Source organism: Bradyrhizobium manausense (assembly GCF_018130615.1).
Taxonomy (GTDB): Bacteria; Pseudomonadota; Alphaproteobacteria; order Rhizobiales; family Xanthobacteraceae; genus Bradyrhizobium; species Bradyrhizobium manausense_A.
This window is the reverse complement of the sequence record NZ_JAFCKB010000017.1, coordinates 104,506-125,224: the sequence shown is the minus strand read 5'-3', so window position 1 is coordinate 125,224 and position 20,719 is coordinate 104,506. Positions and strand designations below refer to the sequence as shown.

The 20,719-nt window shown below is 64.7% G+C and carries 18 protein-coding genes; 4 read left to right on the top strand and 14 right to left on the bottom strand.

Going from position 1 to position 20,719, the window contains the following annotated elements:
- Positions 1-3: 3 nt before the first annotated feature.
- The 4 genes from JQ587_RS27085 to JQ587_RS27070 all read right to left on the bottom strand — a co-directional run bounded on the left by JQ587_RS27085 (position 4) and on the right by JQ587_RS27070 (position 6,132).
- Positions 4-1,977 (bottom strand): methyl-accepting chemotaxis protein, encoded by a 1,974-nt coding sequence (locus JQ587_RS27085; protein ID WP_212427335.1) that lies wholly within the window; start codon positions 1,975-1,977, stop codon positions 4-6.
- 135 nt (positions 1,978-2,112) lie between these two features.
- Positions 2,113-3,663 (bottom strand): FAD-dependent oxidoreductase, encoded by a 1,551-nt coding sequence (locus tag JQ587_RS27080; RefSeq protein ID WP_212427334.1) that lies wholly within the window; start codon positions 3,661-3,663, stop codon positions 2,113-2,115.
- Positions 3,664-3,941: 278 nt separating this feature from the next.
- Positions 3,942-5,114 (bottom strand): thiolase family protein, encoded by a 1,173-nt coding sequence (locus JQ587_RS27075; protein WP_212427333.1) that lies wholly within the window; start codon positions 5,112-5,114, stop codon positions 3,942-3,944.
- A gap of 118 nt (positions 5,115-5,232) precedes the next feature.
- Entirely contained in the window at positions 5,233-6,132 is a 900-nt protein-coding gene (locus JQ587_RS27070; RefSeq protein ID WP_212427332.1) for a LysR family transcriptional regulator, read from the bottom strand.
- 120 nt (positions 6,133-6,252) lie between these two features.
- Here JQ587_RS27070 and JQ587_RS27065 point away from each other — a divergent pair, with 120 nt between their 5' ends.
- Genes JQ587_RS27065 through JQ587_RS27050 form a run of 4 tightly spaced genes read left to right on the top strand, consistent with a single transcriptional unit; the run spans position 6,253 to position 10,714 of the window.
- On the top strand, positions 6,253-7,626 hold the full coding sequence (locus tag JQ587_RS27065) for a 2-hydroxycarboxylate transporter family protein (protein WP_249154539.1): 1,374 nt from the start codon (positions 6,253-6,255) through the stop codon (positions 7,624-7,626).
- A gap of 14 nt (positions 7,627-7,640) precedes the next feature.
- Complete coding sequence (locus JQ587_RS27060; RefSeq protein ID WP_249154538.1) at positions 7,641-8,504, top strand: HpcH/HpaI aldolase/citrate lyase family protein; 864 nt, start codon at positions 7,641-7,643, stop codon at positions 8,502-8,504.
- A complete protein-coding gene (locus JQ587_RS27055) occupies positions 8,501-9,766 on the top strand; it encodes a CaiB/BaiF CoA transferase family protein (RefSeq protein ID WP_212427331.1) in 1,266 nt (421 codons plus the stop codon). Before JQ587_RS27060 ends, JQ587_RS27055 begins: the two co-directional genes overlap by 4 nt.
- A 12-nt stretch (positions 9,767-9,778) precedes the next feature.
- On the top strand, positions 9,779-10,714 hold the full coding sequence (locus tag JQ587_RS27050) for an amidohydrolase family protein (RefSeq protein ID WP_212427330.1): 936 nt from the start codon (positions 9,779-9,781) through the stop codon (positions 10,712-10,714).
- A 39-nt stretch (positions 10,715-10,753) separates the two neighbouring features.
- Here JQ587_RS27050 and serA read toward each other — a convergent pair whose 3' ends face one another.
- From serA to JQ587_RS27000, 10 genes are all read right to left on the bottom strand, one after another.
- Positions 10,754-12,343, bottom strand: coding sequence for a phosphoglycerate dehydrogenase (serA, locus tag JQ587_RS27045; protein WP_212296998.1), 1,590 nt, complete (start codon positions 12,341-12,343; stop codon positions 10,754-10,756).
- A 222-nt stretch (positions 12,344-12,565) separates the two neighbouring features.
- Positions 12,566-13,738 (bottom strand): phosphoserine transaminase, encoded by a 1,173-nt coding sequence (locus JQ587_RS27040; RefSeq protein WP_212296999.1) that lies wholly within the window; start codon positions 13,736-13,738, stop codon positions 12,566-12,568.
- A 79-nt stretch (positions 13,739-13,817) separates the two neighbouring features.
- The gene (locus tag JQ587_RS27035) at positions 13,818-14,024 is read right to left on the bottom strand and encodes a hypothetical protein (protein ID WP_212297000.1); all 207 of its coding nucleotides are present in this window, start codon (positions 14,022-14,024) and stop codon (positions 13,818-13,820) included.
- Positions 14,025-14,182: 158 nt separating this feature from the next.
- Positions 14,183-14,647 (bottom strand): GNAT family N-acetyltransferase, encoded by a 465-nt coding sequence (locus JQ587_RS27030; protein WP_212427329.1) that lies wholly within the window; start codon positions 14,645-14,647, stop codon positions 14,183-14,185.
- 61 nt (positions 14,648-14,708) lie between these two features.
- A complete protein-coding gene (locus tag JQ587_RS27025) occupies positions 14,709-15,299 on the bottom strand; it encodes a glutathione S-transferase family protein (protein ID WP_212427328.1) in 591 nt (196 codons plus the stop codon).
- Between the two features lie 74 nt (positions 15,300-15,373).
- Positions 15,374-16,195, bottom strand: a complete 822-nt coding sequence (locus JQ587_RS27020) for an outer membrane protein (RefSeq protein ID WP_212427327.1) — start codon at positions 16,193-16,195, stop codon at positions 15,374-15,376.
- Between the two features lie 169 nt (positions 16,196-16,364).
- A complete protein-coding gene (locus tag JQ587_RS27015; RefSeq protein WP_212297004.1) occupies positions 16,365-17,213 on the bottom strand; it encodes an outer membrane protein in 849 nt (282 codons plus the stop codon).
- 229 nt (positions 17,214-17,442) lie between these two features.
- A complete protein-coding gene (locus tag JQ587_RS27010; protein WP_212427326.1) occupies positions 17,443-18,693 on the bottom strand; it encodes an MFS transporter in 1,251 nt (416 codons plus the stop codon).
- Between the two features lie 261 nt (positions 18,694-18,954).
- Positions 18,955-20,298: a phosphoglucosamine mutase gene (gene glmM, locus JQ587_RS27005; RefSeq protein ID WP_212297006.1), complete on the bottom strand. Its 1,344-nt coding sequence runs from the start codon at positions 20,296-20,298 to the stop codon at positions 18,955-18,957.
- 219 nt (positions 20,299-20,517) lie between these two features.
- Entirely contained in the window at positions 20,518-20,685 is a 168-nt protein-coding gene (locus tag JQ587_RS27000) for a hypothetical protein (protein ID WP_212297007.1), read from the bottom strand.
- Positions 20,686-20,719: the final 34 nt, after the last annotated feature.

Here is a 20,719-nt window from a genome sequence, read left to right as displayed (position 1 = left end):
GGCCTATGCGGCGCGCACCGTCTCCAGGAATTTGCCGACCTCGAATTTGAGGCGGTTGCTGTCGCCCGACAGCGATCTGGCCGCTGACAATACCTGGGTCGAGGCCGAACCGGTCTCGACCGCGCCCTGCCGCACATTGCTGATATTGGCGCTGACCTGCGTGGTGCCGATCGCCGCACTCTGGACGTTGCGCGAGATTTCGCCGGTCGCGGCGCCCTGCTCCTCGACGGCGGCCGCGATGGTGGACGAGATCTCGGACAGGCGCTCGATGGTGCCGCCGATGGTCCTGATCGCGCCGACGGACTCGTTGGTCGCGCCCTGGATGCTGGCGATCTGCTGACCGATCTCGCCGGTCGCCTTCGCGGTCTGCTCGGCCAGCGCCTTCACCTCGGACGCGACGACGGCAAAGCCGCGGCCCGCCTCACCCGCACGTGCCGCCTCGATCGTGGCGTTGAGCGCCAGCAGATTGGTCTGGCCCGCGATGGCATTGATGAGCTCGACCACGTCGCCGATGCGCGCGGCCGCCTTCGACAATTCGCCGACGCGATCGTTGGTGTGGCCCGCCTGGCTGACGGCCTCGCCGGCGATGCGCGCGGAGGCCTGCACCTGGCGGCTGATCTCGTTGACGGAGGCGGTCAGCTGCTCGGCGGCGGAGGCCACCGACTGCACGTTGGTGGCGGCCTCTTCCGAGGCGGCCTCGACCAGCGTGGCAAGCTCGGTCGACCGCCCCGCGGTCGAGGTCAGCGAGGTCGCGGATGCCTCGAGCTCGGTGGCCGCCGAGGACACCGTCTCGACGATCTCGCCGATCGCGCCCTCGAAATCGTCGGCCATCCTGATCATGTCGGCGCGGCGGCGCTCGGCCGCGAGCTTGTCCTGCCTGATCTTCTCGTCCGCCTCCTCGCGCGCCTTCTGCTCGGCGTTGATCTTGAACGTCTCGACCGCCTGCGCGATCTCGCCGATCTCGTCGGGACGGCCGAGGCCGGGCAGCACGATGGCGAAATTGCCCTTGGCGAGCTCGATCATCGCCGCCCGCATCGCCGCGAGCGGTTTCGAGACCGAACGGCCGATGAAGATGCCGAGGCCGAGCACGCCGGTCGCGACCAGCGCGATCGCAATGGCGATCCAGAACTGGATGCCGTCCCGCTCGGCCTCGTTCAGCCGGTCAGCCTCGAGGCGGAGAGTATCGACCGATTTCGACACCTGCTCGATCACGGGCTCGACCGCCGCGAACGCTTCCGACATCGCCTTCAATTCCGTCGCCAGCCGCAAGGCGGTCTCCATCCAGGCGGAGAAATCGCGTTGGTAGTCGGCAAGCTTCTGCCGCAGCTCGGCCTTTGCCGCCTCGGGAATGGCGGCGGCATCGATGCCGCCCAGGAATTCCGAGGCGCGCTTCTTCATCTCGCCGCCGTATTTGGCGTCGCGACGCAGCATGAAATCCTTCTCGTGCCGGCGCATCATCAGCATGATCACCTTGAGCGAGGCATCATGCAGCTGATCGACCTTGCTCTCGATCTCGTGGACGGAGGCGCGCAGGCGGCCTTCGAGACCTGAATTCTCATCCAGCCCGAGACGCAGTCTCTCCTCGACCACCGCAGCAAAACGCGTCTGATAGGCCTTCAGCGACGCGTTCATCGCGTCGATCCTTTGCACCAGCTCGGGCTTGCCGAGAGCCGCAATTCTGCCGCGGAGCTTATCGATGTCGAGGGCAACCTCCTTGCCGATCTCGATCTGGCGCTGGACCTTGCTCGCATCGTTGCGCAGCAGGAAATCCTTCTCGGCGCGGCGGCCTTCGAGCAGCTCGACCGCGATCCGGCCGTTCAGCTCGAAGATCGTGCGCGCGTTCTCGGCGGCGTCGCGATAGACACCCATCGCGCGCTCGCCATAGAGGTGAATGCCGCCGATGAGGACGACACCGGCGACGCCGGTGACGCCGATCGCGGTGATCTTGTGAGTGAGGCGAAGAGAGAGAAAACGCATCGTTGAAAACCGGTTGTGATCAATGCGGTTGATGAGGCGCCAACGGATGAAAACTTCCGTTAATTTGCGGGCACGTAAGATTACGTGCATTGTGACACAATGCACGCAAAGGTGCACAGCCGGCTTTTGTGGCGCTCACGGAGTTCTGCGTGCCGTCGGTTCGCCGAACCATCGAAACGCGGCCTCAGCCGCTTCCTCATGATCGGAGGCGCCGTCGCCGGCCCAGGCAACGAAACCATCGGGGCGCACCAGCACGGCGCTCAGGCCCAACCGGTCCCTCGGCTCGCACGCAACATACGCGATCCGATCACCCCAGCCGCTTGCAAGCGCGCCAAGCGGCGCACGCGTGTCGAAGTCGAGCAACAGGCCTTTCGCTGCCCTGAGACGGTCTCCGGTCGTCGTGCCGTCAGCGAGTTCGAAATCGGGAACGCCGCGGCCGACAAGCGGATGGCGGCCGCCAAGATCGTAGCGCAGCGAAACGCCGCGCACGCGCTCGGCGAAATAGGTCGCGCCGTCGCGGGTCGCGATGAGATCGCGGACGATGGCCTGGAGCGCGCGGGCGCTCGGCGTCGGCCGCATGATCGCGACCTGCGCGCGCGACCAGTCAAGGATTTGCGCGCCGACGGGATGCCGCTCGCGCGAATAGGTGTCGAGGAGACGATCCGGCGCGTGGCCACGGACGGTCGCAGCCAGCTTCCAGCCGAGGTTCATCGCATCGCCAAGACCGAGATTGAGGCCCTGGCCACCCAACGGCGAATGGGTGTGCGCGGCATCGCCCGCGAGCAACACGCGGCCTTTGCGATAGCTGGATGCCTGACGGGCCCGATCCGTCCATGTGGCGGCAAGTCGAAGCCCAGTGATGGTGGCATCCGCGCAGGAGACGCGGCGCAAGACGCCCTGCAAATGTTCGATCCTGATCGGCGCGGTGCGGTGAAACGCACCGCCGTCGAAATCGACCATCGCGATCGTGCCTGATGGCGCGTAGGTGTACATGCCCGTCGGCGTGTAGTTGCGGCCGGGGCTGAGTTTCTCCGCATCGGCCAGCTCGACCTCGATGGAATAGCCGGTGAATTCGGGGTCGGTGCCGACGAAGTCGAATCCGCAAGATTTGCGCACCGTGCTGCGGCCGCCGTCGCAACCGACGAGCCAGCGTCCACAAAAGGTTTCCCCGGCCGCCTGCACGGTCACGTCATCCTCCGAGGCCGCAATCGCATTCACGCCAGACCCGCGCCTGATGTCGGCGCCCAGGCTGCATGCGCGCACCGCCAAAGCGGTTTCGAGCGTGTCCATGTCGACGGCAACGCCGGCATCGGCCGGGGTCGGCAGGCGCCAGGACCATTGCGCGGCATCGATATCATCCTGAAAGAACTGGATGCCGGCGAAATGGCCGGCGGGCCGTCGCGCCTGCTGCATCCAGTGCGCAGCGCTCCTGATCGCGCCTGACTTCGCGCGTTGGGCGGCGACGATCTCGTCGAGCAAGCCGCGCCGGTGAAAGGCCTCGGTTGTCGGGATCGACAGGCCGCGCAGGCCGAACGGGAGCTGCTTCAGCGCAGCGTGCGGGTCCTGCGCCTGCTCCAGCACCAGCACCGAGAGGCCGGCGAGCCGCAGCTCGCAGGCGAGGAACAGGCCGACCGGGCCGGCACCGGCGATGACGACATCGTAGAGATTTTTGGATTGAGTTTGCATGAGACGCTCCTCGGGTCGATGTTCGACCGGAGCGTTCCCAGAGCTTCGAGGATCACACGGACGAACAATTGAGCGCCTGCGTGGCGCCCGCTGTTCGTCGTGGGGATCTCGTGCACAAGGCCAAGGACCAGAGCTTTCGTTACCGAAAGGATTTGGGCTGACCAGACCAAATCTGCCTTTTCCGACACGAGGCTTATAGTTTCGCGGCGCCGGATGCGCAACGAAAAAGGCACGGCGCGCCGCAAGCGCCGTGCCTTTCACATCTCTGCGCGTTCAGATCAGCTGTAGATCTCGAACAGGCCGGCGCCGCCCTGGCCGCCGCCGATGCACATGGTGACGACGCCCCACTTGGCCTTGCGGCGCGCGCCTTCCTGCAGCAAATGGCCGGTCAGACGGGCGCCGGTCATGCCGAAGGGATGGCCGATCGCAATCGAGCCGCCATTGACGTTGTACTTCTCGGGATCGATGCCGAGCCTGTCGCGCGAGTAGAGGCACTGGCTGGCGAAGGCCTCGTTGAGCTCCCAAAGATCGATGTCGTCGATCTTCAGGCCGTGACGCTTGAGCAGCTTCGGAACGGCGAAGATCGGGCCAATGCCCATCTCGTCCGGCTCGCAGCCGGCCGCAGCCCACGCGACGAAACGGCCGAGCGGCTTGAGGCCGCGCTTCTCGGCGTCCTTGGCTTCCATCAGCACCACGGCGGCAGCGCCGTCGGAGAGCTGGCTGGCATTGCCGGCGGTGACGTACTTGCCCGGGCCCTTCACCGGCTCCAGCTTGGCGAGGCCTTCGAGCGTGGTCTCGGGACGGTTGCACTCGTCGCGGTCGACGACGTAGTCGACGATGCTCTCGGCCTTGGTGGCCTTGTCGACCACCTTCATCTTGGTCTTCATCGGGACGATCTCGTCCTTGAACTTGCCGGCCTGCTGGGCTGCCGCCATGCGGCGCTGCGATTCCAGCGAATACTCGTCCTGGTATTCACGGCTGAGCTTGTAACGCTCGGCGACGATGTCGGCGGTGTCGATCATCGCCATGAAGATGTCGGGAGCGGTCTTCAAGAGCTCCGGATCGATCGATTCCTTCGGCGTGCCGCCACCGGGGATCGAGATGCTCTCGACACCGCCGGCGACGATGCAGTCGGCGCCGTCCGAGCGAATCGAGTTGGCGGCCATCGCGATGGTCTGCAGGCCCGAGGAGCAGAAGCGGTTCACCGAGACGCCGCCGGTCGACTTCGGCAGGCCAGCGAGCAGCGCAGCCTGGCGGCCGATGTTCGGCGCGCCATGGGCGCAATTGCCGAGATAGCAGTCCTCGACATAGTCCTTGTCGACCCCGGCGCGGTCGACCGCGTGGTGAATGGCGTGGGCCGCGAGCGACATCGGCGGCGTGATGTTGAACCCACCGCGGCCGGATTTGGCGAGGCCCGTGCGCGCGTAGGAAACGATGACGGCTTCACGCATTGTTTTCTCCCTTGTCGGATCGTCAATTGTGGCTCTTCAGACGCTCTTCGTACAGATATCCGACCAAGGCAACAGAAATCGTTTCGCCCGATTTTCCGGCCAGCGGAACTGCCCGATATCATCGCCTGCCGCTCGACAGCCGTGTCTTGATAATTCCGTAGAGTGCGCTGGCGGCAGGTGACAGCGTCTCGTTGCGCCGCCGCACCAGAGCGATCGTGCGGTACAGGACCGGATCGACCAGTGGCACCTCGACCAAGCCGGTCGCGACCGCGGTCGCGTTCATTGCCGCGGGAAGGATTGCCGCGCCGACATTCTCCCGCGCCAGCGCGATCGCACTCGGCGTGCTCTCGACCGCGAAGCGGCCTCGCGTCTCCAGCCCTGCCTTGACGAGCTGCGTCTCGACGATGCGGCGGTTGCCGCTGGCGCCGCCGAGCGTGATGAGGTCGATGCCCGCCAGGCTCGACCACGTCACCCGTTTCAGCTTCGAGGTCGGATGCGCGCGGCTACAGACCAGAACAAAGGGATCGCGCACCAGCATCTCCTCGGAGAGATCGGGATTGGCCTCCTGCTGGATGTGGATACCGAAGTCGGCCCGGCCCTCGCGCACCGCATCGGTGACGAGCGCGCCGGACCGCTCGAGCAGCTGAACGCGATTGTGAGGATACTTCCTGGCGTACATGCGCAGCGCCAACGGCAACTGCCGGAACGCGACCGATTGGAGCGTCGCCAGCGTGACGTCGCCGACTCCGAGGCGCGACGTCGTGCGCAGCCGGTCGAGACCATGGACGAGGTCATCGACGATGCGGCGCGCCAGCGGCAGAAAATCCTTCCCCATCGGGCTCAACGCCGTCGAGCGCGTGGTGCGATCGATCAGACGCAGCCCGACAAAAGCCTCAAGCCGCTGGATGCGGCGCGTCAATGCGGTCTGGGTGATGAAGAGATGATCCGCCGCCCGATTGAAGCTGCCGAGCTCAGCGACATGGACGAAGGCCTGGACGCCGTCGATCGGGATCTTCATGCATATTTCTCATGAAAAATTGCAATTAATGCATTTTACGCAAGCTGTAGCCTCCCGCAAGGTCGCCCCGACGGCCGGACACGCAACCGGCCGCGCCTATCGGAACTTCAGGAGGGAACGATGACGACCAATGCGGTGGCAGGTCCCATGCATCCGGTCACGGAGCGCGCGCCGACGGCCGAGACATCCACCTCCAATGTCCTGCAGCGATTGATGCAGATCAGGGTCGGCATCATCCCGCTGCCGGTCTATCTGCTCCTGCTCGGCCTGATCGCGGCCTTCTCTTTCAAGGGCAAGATTTCCGGCGAGGTCACGGTGATGATCGCCGTGCTCGTCGCCGGCGGCTTCACCTGCGCCGAGATCGGGCGGCGGATCCCGATCCTGAACGTGATCGGCGGCTCCTCGCTGGTGACGATCTTCCTGCCGTCGTTCCTGGTCGCGCATCAGCTGCTGCCGGCGCCGCTGGTGCAGCAGGTGACGAATTTCACCAAGTTCACCAACTTCATCTATCTCTTCATCACCGCCGTCGTCGTCGGCTCGATCCTGAGCATGGACCGGCGCGTGCTGATCCAGGGATTCATCAAGATCTTCATTCCGCTGGTGAGCGGCTCGATCCTCGCGCTCGGCGTCGGTGGTGCGGTCGGCTGGCTGTGCGGGATCGGCTTCTGGCGCTCGATCCTCTATGTCGTCGTCCCCGTGATGGCGGGCGGCGTCGGCGAAGGCGCGATCCCGCTTTCGGTCGGTTATGCGGAGGCGCTGGGGCTCGACCAGGGCGCCATGCTCGGCCAGATCCTGCCGCTGGTGTTCTTCGGCAACCTCGTCGCCATCATCTGCTGCGGCGCCCTGAATTCGCTGGGCAAGCGGCGACCGGATCTCACCGGCGACGGCCAGCTCCAGCCGGGCGCCGACGTTGCGACGGATACCGTCCGCGACCACGCGCATGCTGGCGTCACCAGCGTCGACGTCGCGACCGTCGCGGCCGGCGGCATCACCGGCATCGCCATCTACGTCTTCGGCACGCTGATTCACAGCCTGATCGGCCTGCCGGCCCCGGTCGCCATGCTGTTCCTGGTCGTGCTCGTCAAGCTGCTCAAGGCGGTGCCGGCCTCGCTGGAGGAAGGCGCGCGCGTCGTGTTTCGCTTCTTCGTCACCGCGGTTACCTATCCGCTGCTGTTCTCCACCGCGGTGGCGCTGACGCCATGGCATGAACTGGTCGAAGCGTTCCACCCCGCCAATCTGATCACCATCATCGCGACCATCGTGACGCTGACGGCGAGCGGATTCTATGTCGGCCGCCTGCTGAGGATGTATCCGATCGAGACGGCGATCGTGAACGCCTGCCACAGCGGCCTCGGCGGCACCGGCGACGTCATGATCCTGACCGCTGCCGAACGAATGGAACTGATGCCGTTCGCGCAGGTCGCGACCCGAATCGGTGGCGCCATCACGGTGACGCTCGCGATCATCGCGATGGCCCACTTCAGGGTCATCTGAGCGGAGGGACAGGCATGCTGATGCGAAGCAAGCTGTTCGTTCCGGCCTCGCGGCCCGAACTGTTCGACAAGGCGTTGAACTCCGCCGCCGACGCGCTGTCGTTCGATCTCGAGGACGCGGTCGCCCAAAGCCAGAAATCGCAGGCGCGTGCGCTGCTGGCCAGATTCCTGCGCGAGCTGCCGCCTACCCGCAAATCCATCGTGGTCCGGGTGAACGCGTTCGACACCGCCGAATTCGACGCCGACATCGAAGCGCTGGCCGGAGCCGTGGTCGATATCATCAACCTGCCGATGGCCGAGGACGCGGATGCGGTGAGCCAGGCTATCGCGCGGATCGAATGGCTGGAGACTTCGTCGCGACAGGTTGGCGTGCTGCTCAACGTCGAGACACCCAAGGGCCTACGGAACGCCGCCGCACTCGCCACCTCGCATCCGCGCGTGATGGGGCTGCAGATCGGCTATGCCGATCTGCTCGAGCCCTGCCGCATCAGCAGGTCCGACCGCGACGCGCTCGCCCATATCCGGCTTGCGGTCCGCTTCGCTGCCGCCGAAGGCGCGATCGCCGCCTATGACGGCGCCTTTGCCGCGGTCAAGGATATCGACGGCTACCGCGCCGAATGCCTGGCGGCACGAAAGCACGGCTTTGCCGGCAAGAGCTGCATCCATCCGAGCCAGATCGCGATCGCCAACGAGACATTCATGCCCGACGCGACCGAGATCGCATGGGCACGCAAGGTCGTGACCGCCGCTGCGGACGCCGACGCCCGCGGCATCGGCGCCTATCTGGTCGACGGCCACATGATCGACAAGCCGTTCGTCGAGCGCGCCCGCGCCGTCGCTGCACTGACCGACACAATCGCAACCGAGGTCAAGCCATGAGCCAATTGCACGCCCGCGATTATGAGCCCGGTCGCAGCGGCACGCTGGATGGTGTCCGTATCCTCGACCTGTCGCGGCTGTTCGCCGGCAACGTGCTGACCCAGATCCTCGGCGACTTCGGCGCCGAGGTGATCAAGGTCGAGCCGCCCGAAGGGGACACGCTGCGCGCCTGGAAAACCGAGGGCGTCGAGACCCACTGGAAAGTCTATTCGCGCAACAAGAAGAGCCTGTGCCTGTCGCTGCGCGATCCGCGCGCGATCGACATCATCCGGAAGCTGGTGCCATCGACCCGGATCTTCATCGAGAGCTTCCGCCCCGGCGTTCTGGAAAAGATGGGACTGTCGCCGGAGACGCTGCTGGCGCTCAATCCGTCGCTGGTCATCATCCGGATTTCCGGCTGGGGGCAGGACGGTCCCTACGCGCAGCGCCCCGGCTTCGGCACCGTGATCGAGGGCGTGTCGGGATTCGCCGCCATCAACGGTTTTGCCGACCGCGAACCGGTGTTACCCCCGATGTATCTTGCCGACGGCGTCGCCGGCCTCTATGGCGCCTCCGCCGCCATGATCGCGCTGCGCGAGGTCGAGATGAAGGGTGGCCGCGGCCAGGTCGTCGACCTGCCGCTGCTCGATCCGCTGTTCGCGATCCTCAGCCCGCAGGCCGCGAACTACCGGCTCACCGGCAAGGTCAAGCCGCGCACCGGCAGCCGCTCCACCAATTCGGCTCCGCGCAACGCCTATAAATGCAGCGACGGACACTATGTCAGCCTGTCCGGCTCGATCCAGAAGATGGCCGAGCGGCTGCTCCGCGCTATCGGCCGCCCGGAGCTGGTCGACGACCCGCGCTTCCGCACCAATGCCGACCGCCTGCTTCATGCCGACGAGCTGGACGCCATCATCGGCGAGTTCATCGGAGCACGGACGCAGGCCGAGAACGTCGCTTTCTTCGAGCAAGCCGAGGTCACGATCGGCCCGATCTACGACACCCCGCAGATCATGGCAGATCCGCACGTCATCGCCCGCGAGCTGATCGCCGACTATCCGGACCCGGACATGGGGCAGCTCCCGATGCACCATGTGGTGCCGCGGCTGTCGCAGACGCCAGGCACGATCCGGACGCCGGCGCCGGCGCTCGGCCAGCACAATCGGGAGCTGCTCCGCGAAATCGGCATTGGCGACGACGGCTACGCGGCACTGCGCGAGGCCAATGTGGTCTGCGAAGACACGACCGAGGCCGCGACGGCCAAACGCCATTCCAGTCCGTAACGGAGAATTTCGATGCCGCACCAGATGACACGAAGGACATTCGTCACGGCAGCCGCCGCAACCACCGCGGGGCTCGCTCAGTCGCGTCATGCGGCAGCCGACACGATCCCCAATTCATCCGGCGCCGAGGCGCCGAAGACAAAGGCACCGGCGAACGCCTGCGACGCGCATTTCCACATCATCGATCCCCGCTTTCCGACACCGGAAAGCGCCAAGCCGGCAGGCTCGACCTTCGATGACTATGTGCTGCATCAGCGCCGCATCGGCACGGCGCGCGCGGTTCCGGTGCAGCCGAAATATCACCGCACCGACCATGCCTGCATCCTCGATGCCCTCAGCCGGCTCGGCAAGAACGGACGGGGCGTCGGGGTCTGTCATCCCGGCGTGACGGATGCGGAGCTGAAGCGGCTCGATGCCGGCGGCATCCGCGGACTTCGCTTCAGCGTCTGGAATCCGAGCGACACGGTGACCACAATCGACATGATCGAACCGCTGGCCAGGCGCATCGCCGATCTAGGCTGGCACGTCCAGCTTCACATGTCCGGCGACCAGATCGTCGAGACGTCGGCTATGCTCGGCCGCCTGCCCTGCGGAATCGTATTCGATCATATGGGGCGGCTTCCGCCGAAACAGGGGCCGGACCATCCGGCCTTCGGCGTCATCGCCGATCTCGCGAGCAAGGGCCGCGCCTGGGTGAAGCTCGCCGGCGCCTATCTCAACACCGAGCAGGGCCCGCCCTATGCCGACGCGACGCGAACCGCGCAGGCCTTCGTCAAGATCGCGCCCGATCGCCTGGTCTGGGGCAGCGACTGGCCCCATGTCACCGAGAAGCACAAGCCCGATGACGCAGAGCTGTTCGACCTGCTCGCAGCGTGGGCCGGCAATGAAAAGACGCGCGATGCAATCCTGGTCGACAATCCGGCGCGGCTTTACGGCTTCGATCGCTGACGCTGCCGGAGCAGCGTCAGCGCGTTCTGCTGATACGCCTCAGAACCTCAGTGCCTTGGCCTGCTTGACCTGCGGCAGGGCCTGCACCTTGGCGAGCAGGTCCGCCGGCACCGCACCGTCGACCTCGACCAGCGCGATCGCATCGCTGCCGGGCGCAACGCGGCCGAGATGGAAGGTGGCAATGTTGATCTTGGCATCGCCCAGCAGGCTCGCGAACTGGCCGATAAAGCCCGGCTTGTCCTCGTTGGTGATGTAGATCATCGACTTGCCGAACTCGGCGTCGACGCGGATGCCCTTGACGTCAACCAATCGTGGCTTGCCGTCATGGTACACGGTGCCGGAGACCGAGCGCTCCTGGCGCTCCGTCGCCACCGTGACGGTGATCAGGCTCTCGTAATCGCTCTGCGCGGCGCGCACGATCTCGTCCACCACCATGCCGCGCTCCTTGGCGACGACCGGCGCGGACACCACATTGACCTCGCCCAGCATCGGCCGCAGCAGGCCCGACAGCACCGCCGAGGTGATCGCCTTGATCTTCATCTCGGCGACATGGCCCTCATAGGTGATCTCGACCTTGAGGATGCCGCTTTCGGTGAGCTGGCCGGCGAACGAGCCGAGCTTCTCGGCAAGCGCGATGAACGGCTTCAGCTTCGGCGCTTCTTCCGCGGTGATCGACGGGAAGTTGACGGCGTTCGAGATCGCGCCGGTGAGCAGATAATCCGACATCTGCTCGGCGACCTGGAGCGCGACGTTCTCCTGCGCTTCCGTGGTGGAGGCGCCGAGATGCGGCGTGCAGATCACGTTGGGATGGCCGAACAGCACGTTGGTGTTCGCGGGCTCCTCGACGAACACGTCGAAGGCGGCGCCGGCGATGTGCTTGGAATTGAGCGCATCGACCACGGCCTGCTCGTCGACGAGGCCGCCGCGGGCGCAGTTGATCAGGCGCACGCCCTTCTTCATCTTGGCGATCGCGGCCGCGTCGATGATGTTCTTGGTCTTCTCGGTCAGCGGTGTGTGCAGCGTGATGAAGTCGGCGCGCTTGAGCAGGTCGTCGAGATCGACCTTCTCGACACCGATGTCCTTGGCACGCTCCGGCGACAGGAACGGATCGAATGCGATCACCTTCATGCGCAGGCCGAGTGCACGGTCGGCAACGATCGATCCGATGTTGCCGCAGCCGACCACGCCGAGCACCTTGCCGGTGATCTCGACGCCCATGAAGCGGTTCTTCTCCCACTTGCCGGCCTGGGTCGAGGCGTCGGCCTGCGGGATCTCGCGGGCGAGCGCCAGCATCAGGGTGATGGCGTGCTCGGCGGTCGTGATCGAATTGCCGAACGGCGTGTTCATCACGATGATGCCCTTGGCCGTGGCGGCGGGGATCTCGACATTGTCGACGCCGATGCCGGCGCGGCCGATCACCTTGAGGTTGGTCGCCTTCTCTAGGATCTTGGCGGTCGCCTTGGTCGCGGAGCGGATCGCGAGACCGTCGTAATTGCCGATGATCTCGGCGAGCTTGTCCTTGTCCTTGCCGAGATTGGGCTGGAAGTCGACCTCGACGCCGCGATCCTTGAAGATCTGCACGGCAGCGGGCGAGAGCGCGTCGGAAATGAGAACTTTGGGTTTGGTCATGGGAATGTGTCCTTCACCGTCCCTGAGGGAGGATCGGCCCGAGGGCCGGAAATGCGTGAGTGACTCGGAAGCTTGTTGCTCTCCCTTTCCCCGTTCTTACGGGGCGAGGGTTGGGGTGAGGGGCAGCCGCAGGCGAAGTGCTCGTGGAGAGAGCCCCTCACCCGGATCGCTGCGCGACCCGGCCTCTCCCCGTAAGAACGGAGAGAGGCGAAGAACGAAAACTTACGCCGCCTTCGCGAGCTGCGCCTTGGTCTCGGCAAAAGCCCAGTCGATCCACTGCGTCAGCAGCTCGACATCCTTGGCCTCGACGGTGGCGCCGCACCAGATGCGCAACCCCGCCGGTGCATCGCGGTAATACGCGAAGTCGTAACCGGCGCCTTCCTTCTCGATCAGCGCAACCAGCTTCTTGGAGAAGTCGGCCTGCGCGTCATCCGAGAGGGAGGTGATCGCGGGATCGGTGAACTTCAGGCACACCGAGGTGTTGGAGCGGATCGAAGCGTCCTTGGCCAGGAAGTCGATCCAGGGCGTCTTCGCCTTCCAGTCGGCCAGCACCTTGGTGTTGGCGTCGGCGCGCGCGATCAGCGCCTTGAGGCCGCCGATCGACTTGGCCCAGTTCAGTGCATCGAGATAGTCCTCGACGCACAGCATCGACGGCGTGTTGATGGTTTCGCCGACGAAAATGCCTTCGTTGATCTTGCCGCCCTTGGTCATGCGGAAGATCTTCGGCAGCGGCCAAGCCGGCTTGTAGGTCTCGAGCCGCTCCACCGCACGCGGCGACAGGATCAGCATGCCGTGCGCGGCTTCGCCGCCGAGCGCCTTCTGCCATGAGAAGGTGACGACGTCGAGCTTGGCCCAGTCGAGGGCTTGCGCGAACGCGGCCGAGGTGGCGTCGCAAATGGTCAGGCCTTCGCGGGTCGCGCTGATCCAGTCGGCGTTCGGCACGCGGACGCCGGAGGTGGTGCCGTTCCAGGTGAAGACGACGTCGCTCTTGGGATCGACCTTGGAGAGGTCGGGAATCTCACCGTAAGCTGCATTCAGCTTGGTGACGTCCTTGAGCTTCAATTCCTTGACGATGTCGCTGACCCAGCCCTCACCGAAGGATTCCCAGGCGAGCGTGGTGACGGGCCGTGCACCGAGCAGCGACCACAGCGCCATCTCGACCGCGCCGGTATCGGAAGCCGGAACGATGCCGATGCGATAATCGGCCGGCACTTCAAGCACTTCGCGCGTCAGATCGATCGCGAGCTTGAGCTTGGTCTTGCCGACCTTCGCGCGATGCGAACGGCCGAGCGCTGCGTCCTTGAGATTTTGGGCGTTCCAGCCGGGGCGCTTGGCGCAGGGGCCGGAGGAGAAATGCGGCACGTTGGGCCGCGAAGCGGGCTTCGCTACAGTCATAATCTACCCTTCCAGATAGTAAGCCTCCCGTTGGGGGGAGGTGTCCCGCCGCGGCTGATACGGGAATCGGGAAGGGCAGTCAAGGAAGTTCAGGCGTCTCACGGGCCAGTGATGGCGCCTCCGGCGCGATACCGGGGGCCTCGACGGACGCGAGCGCGTTCAGCAAGTCCGTGGCCTCGCTGATCAATTGCGCGGCACGGCGGCGGCTGCCGACCTTCAAGATGCATTGGTCGTCGGCCAGCACAACGTAGTCGTTGCCGACCTTGATCATGGAATACTTTGTCATCGAAATCCCCGAACCGACCGAGCCCGGTGTCTGACGTTCCCGTAGCACCCTTCGTTCCCCGATCAACGTGAACGACGAACGGGTAGTTTATCAGCTGTTAAGATGAACGAACGCGCGATCCGATTTCGTTGATCGCGCAACGCGCACGGCGCACTGCGTCAAAAGCGGACAGTCATGCCGGCGTGACTCGACGCAAATCCAAGACGCTTGTAAAAGCGCTGCGCATCGACCCGGCTCGAATGCGTCAGCAATTCGACCAGATTGCAGCCGCGCGCTTTCGCTTCCGCGATCGCCCATTGCACCAATTGCTCACCGATGCCGCGATTGCGACAATCGGCGGCAACGCGCACGTCCTCGAGCAGACCACGAATGCCGCCTTGCGAGCTGATGCCAGCAAGCACCGCGAGTTGCAGGCAGCCAACCACCCTGCCCTCGCTCTCGGCGACGACCAGGGAGAGATTGGAATCGCGCTCGACCCGTTCGAAGGCCTGATAGTAGACGGCCGGCAACGGATCCTCGATGCGCTCGCGGGCGCGGCCGAGATGATCGTCGGCAAGCATCGCCACGATCGCAGGCAGGTCCGCGCGGCGCGCCGGACGGATGGAAACAGACCTATCGTTCATACCGGAAGCTCCAGACTCAACGCGAAGGACTCAACGACGCGAGACGCTCCGCGCGCGGTGCTCAGCGGGCCGGCGGCAGGCCAAGACAAGCCTCAGCCTCGCTGATCCAGCGGCCAATGGCCGCATAACGCCCGAGATCGAAACCACCTTCATGCGCCAGGCGGGTATAGGCGAGCAGCGAGACGTCGGCGAGCGAAACCTCGTCGCCGGCGAAAAAGCGGCTCGCGGCAAGATGCTGCTCCATGCGATCGAGCGCCGCATAGCCGCGCTTGACCTTGTCAGGATCGAGCTCGGAGGCATCCTTGCCGAGATAGACCATCTGGAAGCGGCATACCGCGATATAGGGCTCGTGGCTGTATTGCTCCCAGAAAAGCCATTCGTCCATCTTGGCGGCGGCAAAGGCGTCGCGCGGGACGAGCGCGCTGTCGCGGGCGAGATAGCGGATGATGGCGTTGGACTGCGCCAGCGTGCGGCCGTCGTCCAAGGCGATGGTCGGCACCTGGCCGGCGCCGTTCATCTCGAGAAATTGCGGCGTACGCGTCTCACCCTTGCGCGTATCGGTCTCGATCCAGCGATAGGGCAGCGCGAGCTTGTCGCAGACCCACTTCACCTTCAGGCAATTGCCGGAATTGCTGTCGCCGTAAATCCGCATCGCTGTCGCCCCATGTCGGGCGACAGAGCATCAGGGCGGAGATAACCTGTCAACCGCGACGAAGCGCAGCGGAGTCAGAACTTGTAGCCGAGGCCGGCGCGAACGGTGTTGATGCTGGTATCGACCTGCGAGGTGAAGCGAATGTATTCCCACTCGGCTCGCATGAAGAGACCGCCAACCAGGTTGACGTCCATACCAAGGCCGGCCGTGTAGCCGTAGATCAGGTGATTATGCTGCGTATCGTTCGCCGACAGCGGCTGCAGCGCCGTCCATGTCGTTCCGTTGGTGCTGACGGAATCGGTGACCAGGACCGAACGCGAGATATCGGCCTTACCGAGCGCGAGTCCGCCGAACATGTAGGGCAGGAAACAACCCCAGGCATAAGCCGCCCGTCCACGGAACGTCGCCAGGTCCGAGATCGCTATCGAGGCTGACGACGTGACCGCAACATCATGGAAGGCGCCGTCGGAAAGCGTGGTGCCGCTGACAAGCTCCTTGAACGCGTTGGATGAGCCGCCGTACGAGCCGTGCAGATAGCTCATTTCAAGACCGTAGACGACGTCTTCCCACTGCTCGTTATATCCGACGAAGACCCCATAGCCGCTGGCGCGGCTCGATTGCTTGCCGAGCCCGAGATTCCATTGCGAGACCTGCATCTGCTCGATGACGTTATGGTCGAGCAAAGCAGAGAGCATGTTGGTGTTTGTGCCACTGAAGCTTTCGTCCGAAGATCCGTAACCGGCCTGGCCGCCGACATAGAAGCCCTGCCAGTTGACGTTGGACTTGCTCAGACCGTCGGTGAGACTGCCGCGCAGGATCGGCAGATCCGGCATGTCGGCCGCGTGCGCGGCAGACACCGTCCCCAACATCACCGCCGCCAACAAAAGCCCACGCATTGCAACGCTCCATCGAACTCGAACTCTTGCTCGTGATCATGGCTCGTTAACCTTAACCAATGGTTGCGCCGGAGGCTTCCGTCGCCGCCAAGCGATGAAAAATACGCAAAGCAAAACGGCGCGGGATGATCCCGCGCCGTTAAGAGACGTTAAGCGATGGGGCTGAAGATCAGCCCTTGGTGACCAGCGGCGCCGGCGCGTAGGCGGGCGGGCTGTTGAGCTCCCAGCGCACGCCGAGCTTCAAGTCATGCGAGGTGATGTCCTTGAACTTGAAGACGTTGTTGGTGGTCGCGCCGGTGAAGTCCGACAGGATACCGGTCTGGCCCTCGCCAAGATTGACGTAGCTGTAGGCCAGTTCGAGGATCAGGTTCGGATTGACCTTGTAGGCGAGACCCGCGTGGGCAGCCCAGGCGAAATTCCACTTCGAACCCGTCGGAGCGGTGGCAAAGCTCGCGGTCGAGAACGGAAGATTGTTGATGCCCGTATCGGAGAAGTTCGCGATCGAAACCCGCGCTGTACCAACGCCGGCACCGACGAACGGGGTAATGCACCACCAGGTCCCGAGGTCGACATAGGCGTTCGCCAGGAACAGCCATTCGGACTTGCTGGCGCTGTAATTGTCGATGCCGTTGTAAGGCACGCCGCCTGCCGTACCGGTGAAACGATCGGTCGCCTTGAAGTTGGCGTTGCCCCGATACTGTCCGGTCACGTCGGCGCGGAACCAGTTGTTGAAGCGGTAGCCGGCGCCGAGGCCGTAGACGCCGCCGGTGTCGAAGGACGACTGCTGGTTGAACGAGGTGAGCTGCGAGTAAGCCGACTCGCGGGTGTAGTGGAGATCACTGGTCTTCTGGTTGCTGAAGCCGATGTCGCCGCGGAGATACCAGCCGCCGAAGTCCGCGGGCGGAGCCGGCGGCGCGTACATCGGAGGGGGCGCCGCGATCGGCATATCGGCGGCAAACGCCATCGACGAGATCAGGGATGCCGCACCCGCGGCAAGGAGAGACTTAACGCTACGCATTGGCTTCGTCCTTATGGCCGGTGAGGCTGAATACGGGCGCCCCACGTTCTGGAAACTCACGAGCCGGACGATGGCAGCAAATGCTTAAGCGCCACTTAACCCTAATTTTTAAGGTTGATTTTTTCTCACCGCACACGCGGATGCGGCGCAAGCGTTGCAGAAATGCGGCAGCTGGCGGACCGCAATTGCTAACGATGTATGAAGCCGCAGTGCAGCGAAGGAGGATTTGTTAACGCGCGTGCCGCGGCAGCTTCGGCAGGAACACCGCGAGCAGCCCGATCGCCGGCAGATAGGCGCAGACCTGGTAGACGAACTCGATCGAGGTGTGGTCGGCGAGCTTGCCGAGCACCGCAGCGCCAAGGCCGCCGATGCCGAAGGCGACACCGAAGAAGACGCCGGAGATCATGCCGAAGCGGTGCGGCACCAGCTCCTGCGCAAACACGATGATCGACGACGTCGTCGAGGAGATGATCAGGCCGATGATCACCGAGAGCGCCGCGCTCGCATAGAGCCCAGCAAAGGGCAGCGCCAGCGTGAACGGCAGCGCGCCGAGGATCGAGATCCAGATCACGATCTTGCGGCCGAAGCGATCCCCGAGCGGCCCGCCGAAGAATGCGCCGACCGCGTTCGCCGCAAGGAAGATGAAGAGATAGATCTGGGCCGTCTGGGTCGACACGCCGAAACGGTCGATCAGGTAGAAGATGTAATAGCTCGACAGGCTGGAGACGTAGAGCTGCTTCGAGAACAGCAGCGCCACCAGCACCAGCAGCGCGACCGCGACACGGCGCGAGCTCGGCGCATCGGGATGAGCCTGAACCGCCACCGTCTTCTTCGCCTTGATCTGCGGTTCGTACCAGCGGCCGATGCGCCAGAGGATGACGATCGCGAGGAACGCGATCGAGGAAAACCAGGCGATGCTGCCCTGCCCGAACGGCACGACGATGAGCGCGGCAAGCACCGGCCCCATCGAGGTGCCGAAGCTGCCGCCGAGCTGGAACACCGATTGCGCAAAGCCGTAACGGCCGCCGGAGGCGAGCCGCGCGATGCGCGCCGACTCCGGATGAAACACCGCCGAGCCGAGACCGACCAGCGCCGCGGCAATCAGGATGACGAGATATTGCTGCGCGATGCTGAGCAGCAGCAGGCCGAAGAAGGTCGAGGCCATGCCGATCGACAGCGAATAGGGCTGCGCCTTCTTGTCGGTGTAGTGCCCGACCACCGGCTGCAGCAGCGAGGCCGTGAACTGGAAGGCCAGCGTGATCATGCCGATCTGCGCGAAATCGAGCGCATAGGTATCCTTCAGGATCGGATACACCGAGGCGATCAGCGACTGCATGGTGTCGTTGAGGAAATGCGAGAAGCTGATGCCGGCGAGCACGACGTAGGCCGGCCCAGCGGCCGCCTTTGCAGCGGGCGCGACGCCGCTGATGACGACGGGCTCGGTCAGCGTTTCCTCTGAGACGACGACAGGCTTGTTCACTGGAGCATCCCGGCGCGGCAGATTGCCGCGACCGCTAGTTACGATGCACGGGGCGGCGGAACCACCGCCAATCACAAATGGCTGGGATGCGTGTGTGCTCTTATCTTACCCTCTCCCCTTGTGGGAGAGGGTGGCTCGCCGCGTTGGCGGCGAGACGGGTGAGGGGTATCCATCCGCGCATCATTCTCTTTCGAGTATGCGGAAATAACCCCTCATCCGGCGCTTCGCACCACCTTCTCCCACAAGGGGAGAAGGAAGAGATCAGGCCGCGGCCTGGCCCAGCGCGGAGACGATGGTGTCGACGACGTCCTCGACCAGGACGCGATCCTCGCCTTCGCCCATGACGCGGATCACGGGCTCGGTGCCGGAGGAGCGGATCAGGAGGCGGCCGCATCCGTTGAGCCGCTTCTCGCCGTCCGAGATCGCCGACTGCACATCGGAATTGTCGAGCGGCTTGCCGCCCTTGTGGCGGACGTTCTTGAGAATCTGCGGCAGCGGATCGAAGCGGTGGCAGACCTCCGACACCGGACGGCGCAGCTTCTGCACCACGGCCAGCACCTGCAGGGCGGCCACGAAGCCGTCGCCGGTGGTGGCGTAGTCGGACAGGATGATATGGCCGGACTGCTCGCCGCCGAGATTGTAGCCGCCGTTCAGCATCTGCTCGAGCACGTAGCGGTCGCCGACCGGGGTGCGCACGAGATCGATCCCGTGCTCTTTCAGGAAGCGCTCCAGCCCGAGGTTCGACATCACGGTCGCGACGATGCCCGGACGCGACAGCCGCCCATCTTCCTTCCAGCTCTGCGCGATCACCGCCAGCAGCTGGTCGCCGTCGACGACATGGCCGCGCTCGTCGACCAGGATGACGCGGTCGGCATCGCCGTCGAGCGCAATACCGATGTCGGCGCGCATCTCGCGCACCTTCCGCGACAGCGCTTCCGGCGAGGTCGAGCCGCAATCCTTGTTGATGTTGAAGCCGTCGGGCTCGACGCCGATCGGCACCACGTCGGCGCCCAATTCCCACAGCGCTTCCGGCACCACCTTGTAGGCGGCACCGTTGGCGCAATCGATCACGACGCGCAGGCCGTCGAGCGAAAGGTCGCGCGGCAGCGTGCGCTTGGCGAATTCGATGTAGCGGTCATGCACGCCGTCGATACGGCGGGCGCGGCCGAGGCTCGCGCTCTGGGCAAGACGCTTGTCGATGGGCTCGTCGAGCAGCTGCTCGATCTGCTTCTCGACGTCGTCGGAAAGCTTGAAGCCCTGCGGGCCGAACAGCTTGATGCCGTTGTCCTCGAACAGATTATGCGAGGCCGAGATCATGACGCCGAGATCGGCGCGCATCGACTTGGTCAGCATCGCCACCGCCGGCGTCGGCATCGGGCCGACCAGCAGCACGTCCATACCGACCGAGGTGAAGCCCGCGACCATCGCGTATTCGATCATGTAGCCGGACAGGCGGGTGTCCTTGCCGATCACGACCCGGTGGCGGTGGTCACCACGCTGAAACGCAAGGCCCGCGGCCTGGCCGACCTTGAGCGCGAGCTCCGGCGTGATCAGTCCGTTGGCGCGGCCCCGAATCCCGTCCGTCCCGAAATATTTGCGGCTCATATCGTCCCCCAAGCAACAACCAGGGATCCCCACAACAACCTCCGGGTGCCCGAACCGGCCCCGCATCCCTGATTTGCTGGGGTCTTATAATGCCTGCGCGCCTAAATTGGCTTCAAAAAATATGATAAATCGTTACGGAACCGGGAGCACCGCCGCCCTGCTAACCTATTGTTAACATTATATTTCCCAATGGATCACCTGGAACAGGGGGAATTTGGGCTAATCCGAACGCTTCACGTGGCCATCGCCGCGGCTCGGCGCCGGCTGGGTGACGTTGACGGGATCGGAACCCGGAAAGGTCTCTTCCAGGCCCTCCTCCAGCGCGTCGTCGAGGGCCTGCTTCTCCTTGATCTCTTCCGGCGAAGGTGCGGCGTGCGGCTTGGTCATGGCGTCCCTCCCGCAAACGATTTGGCTGCGCATC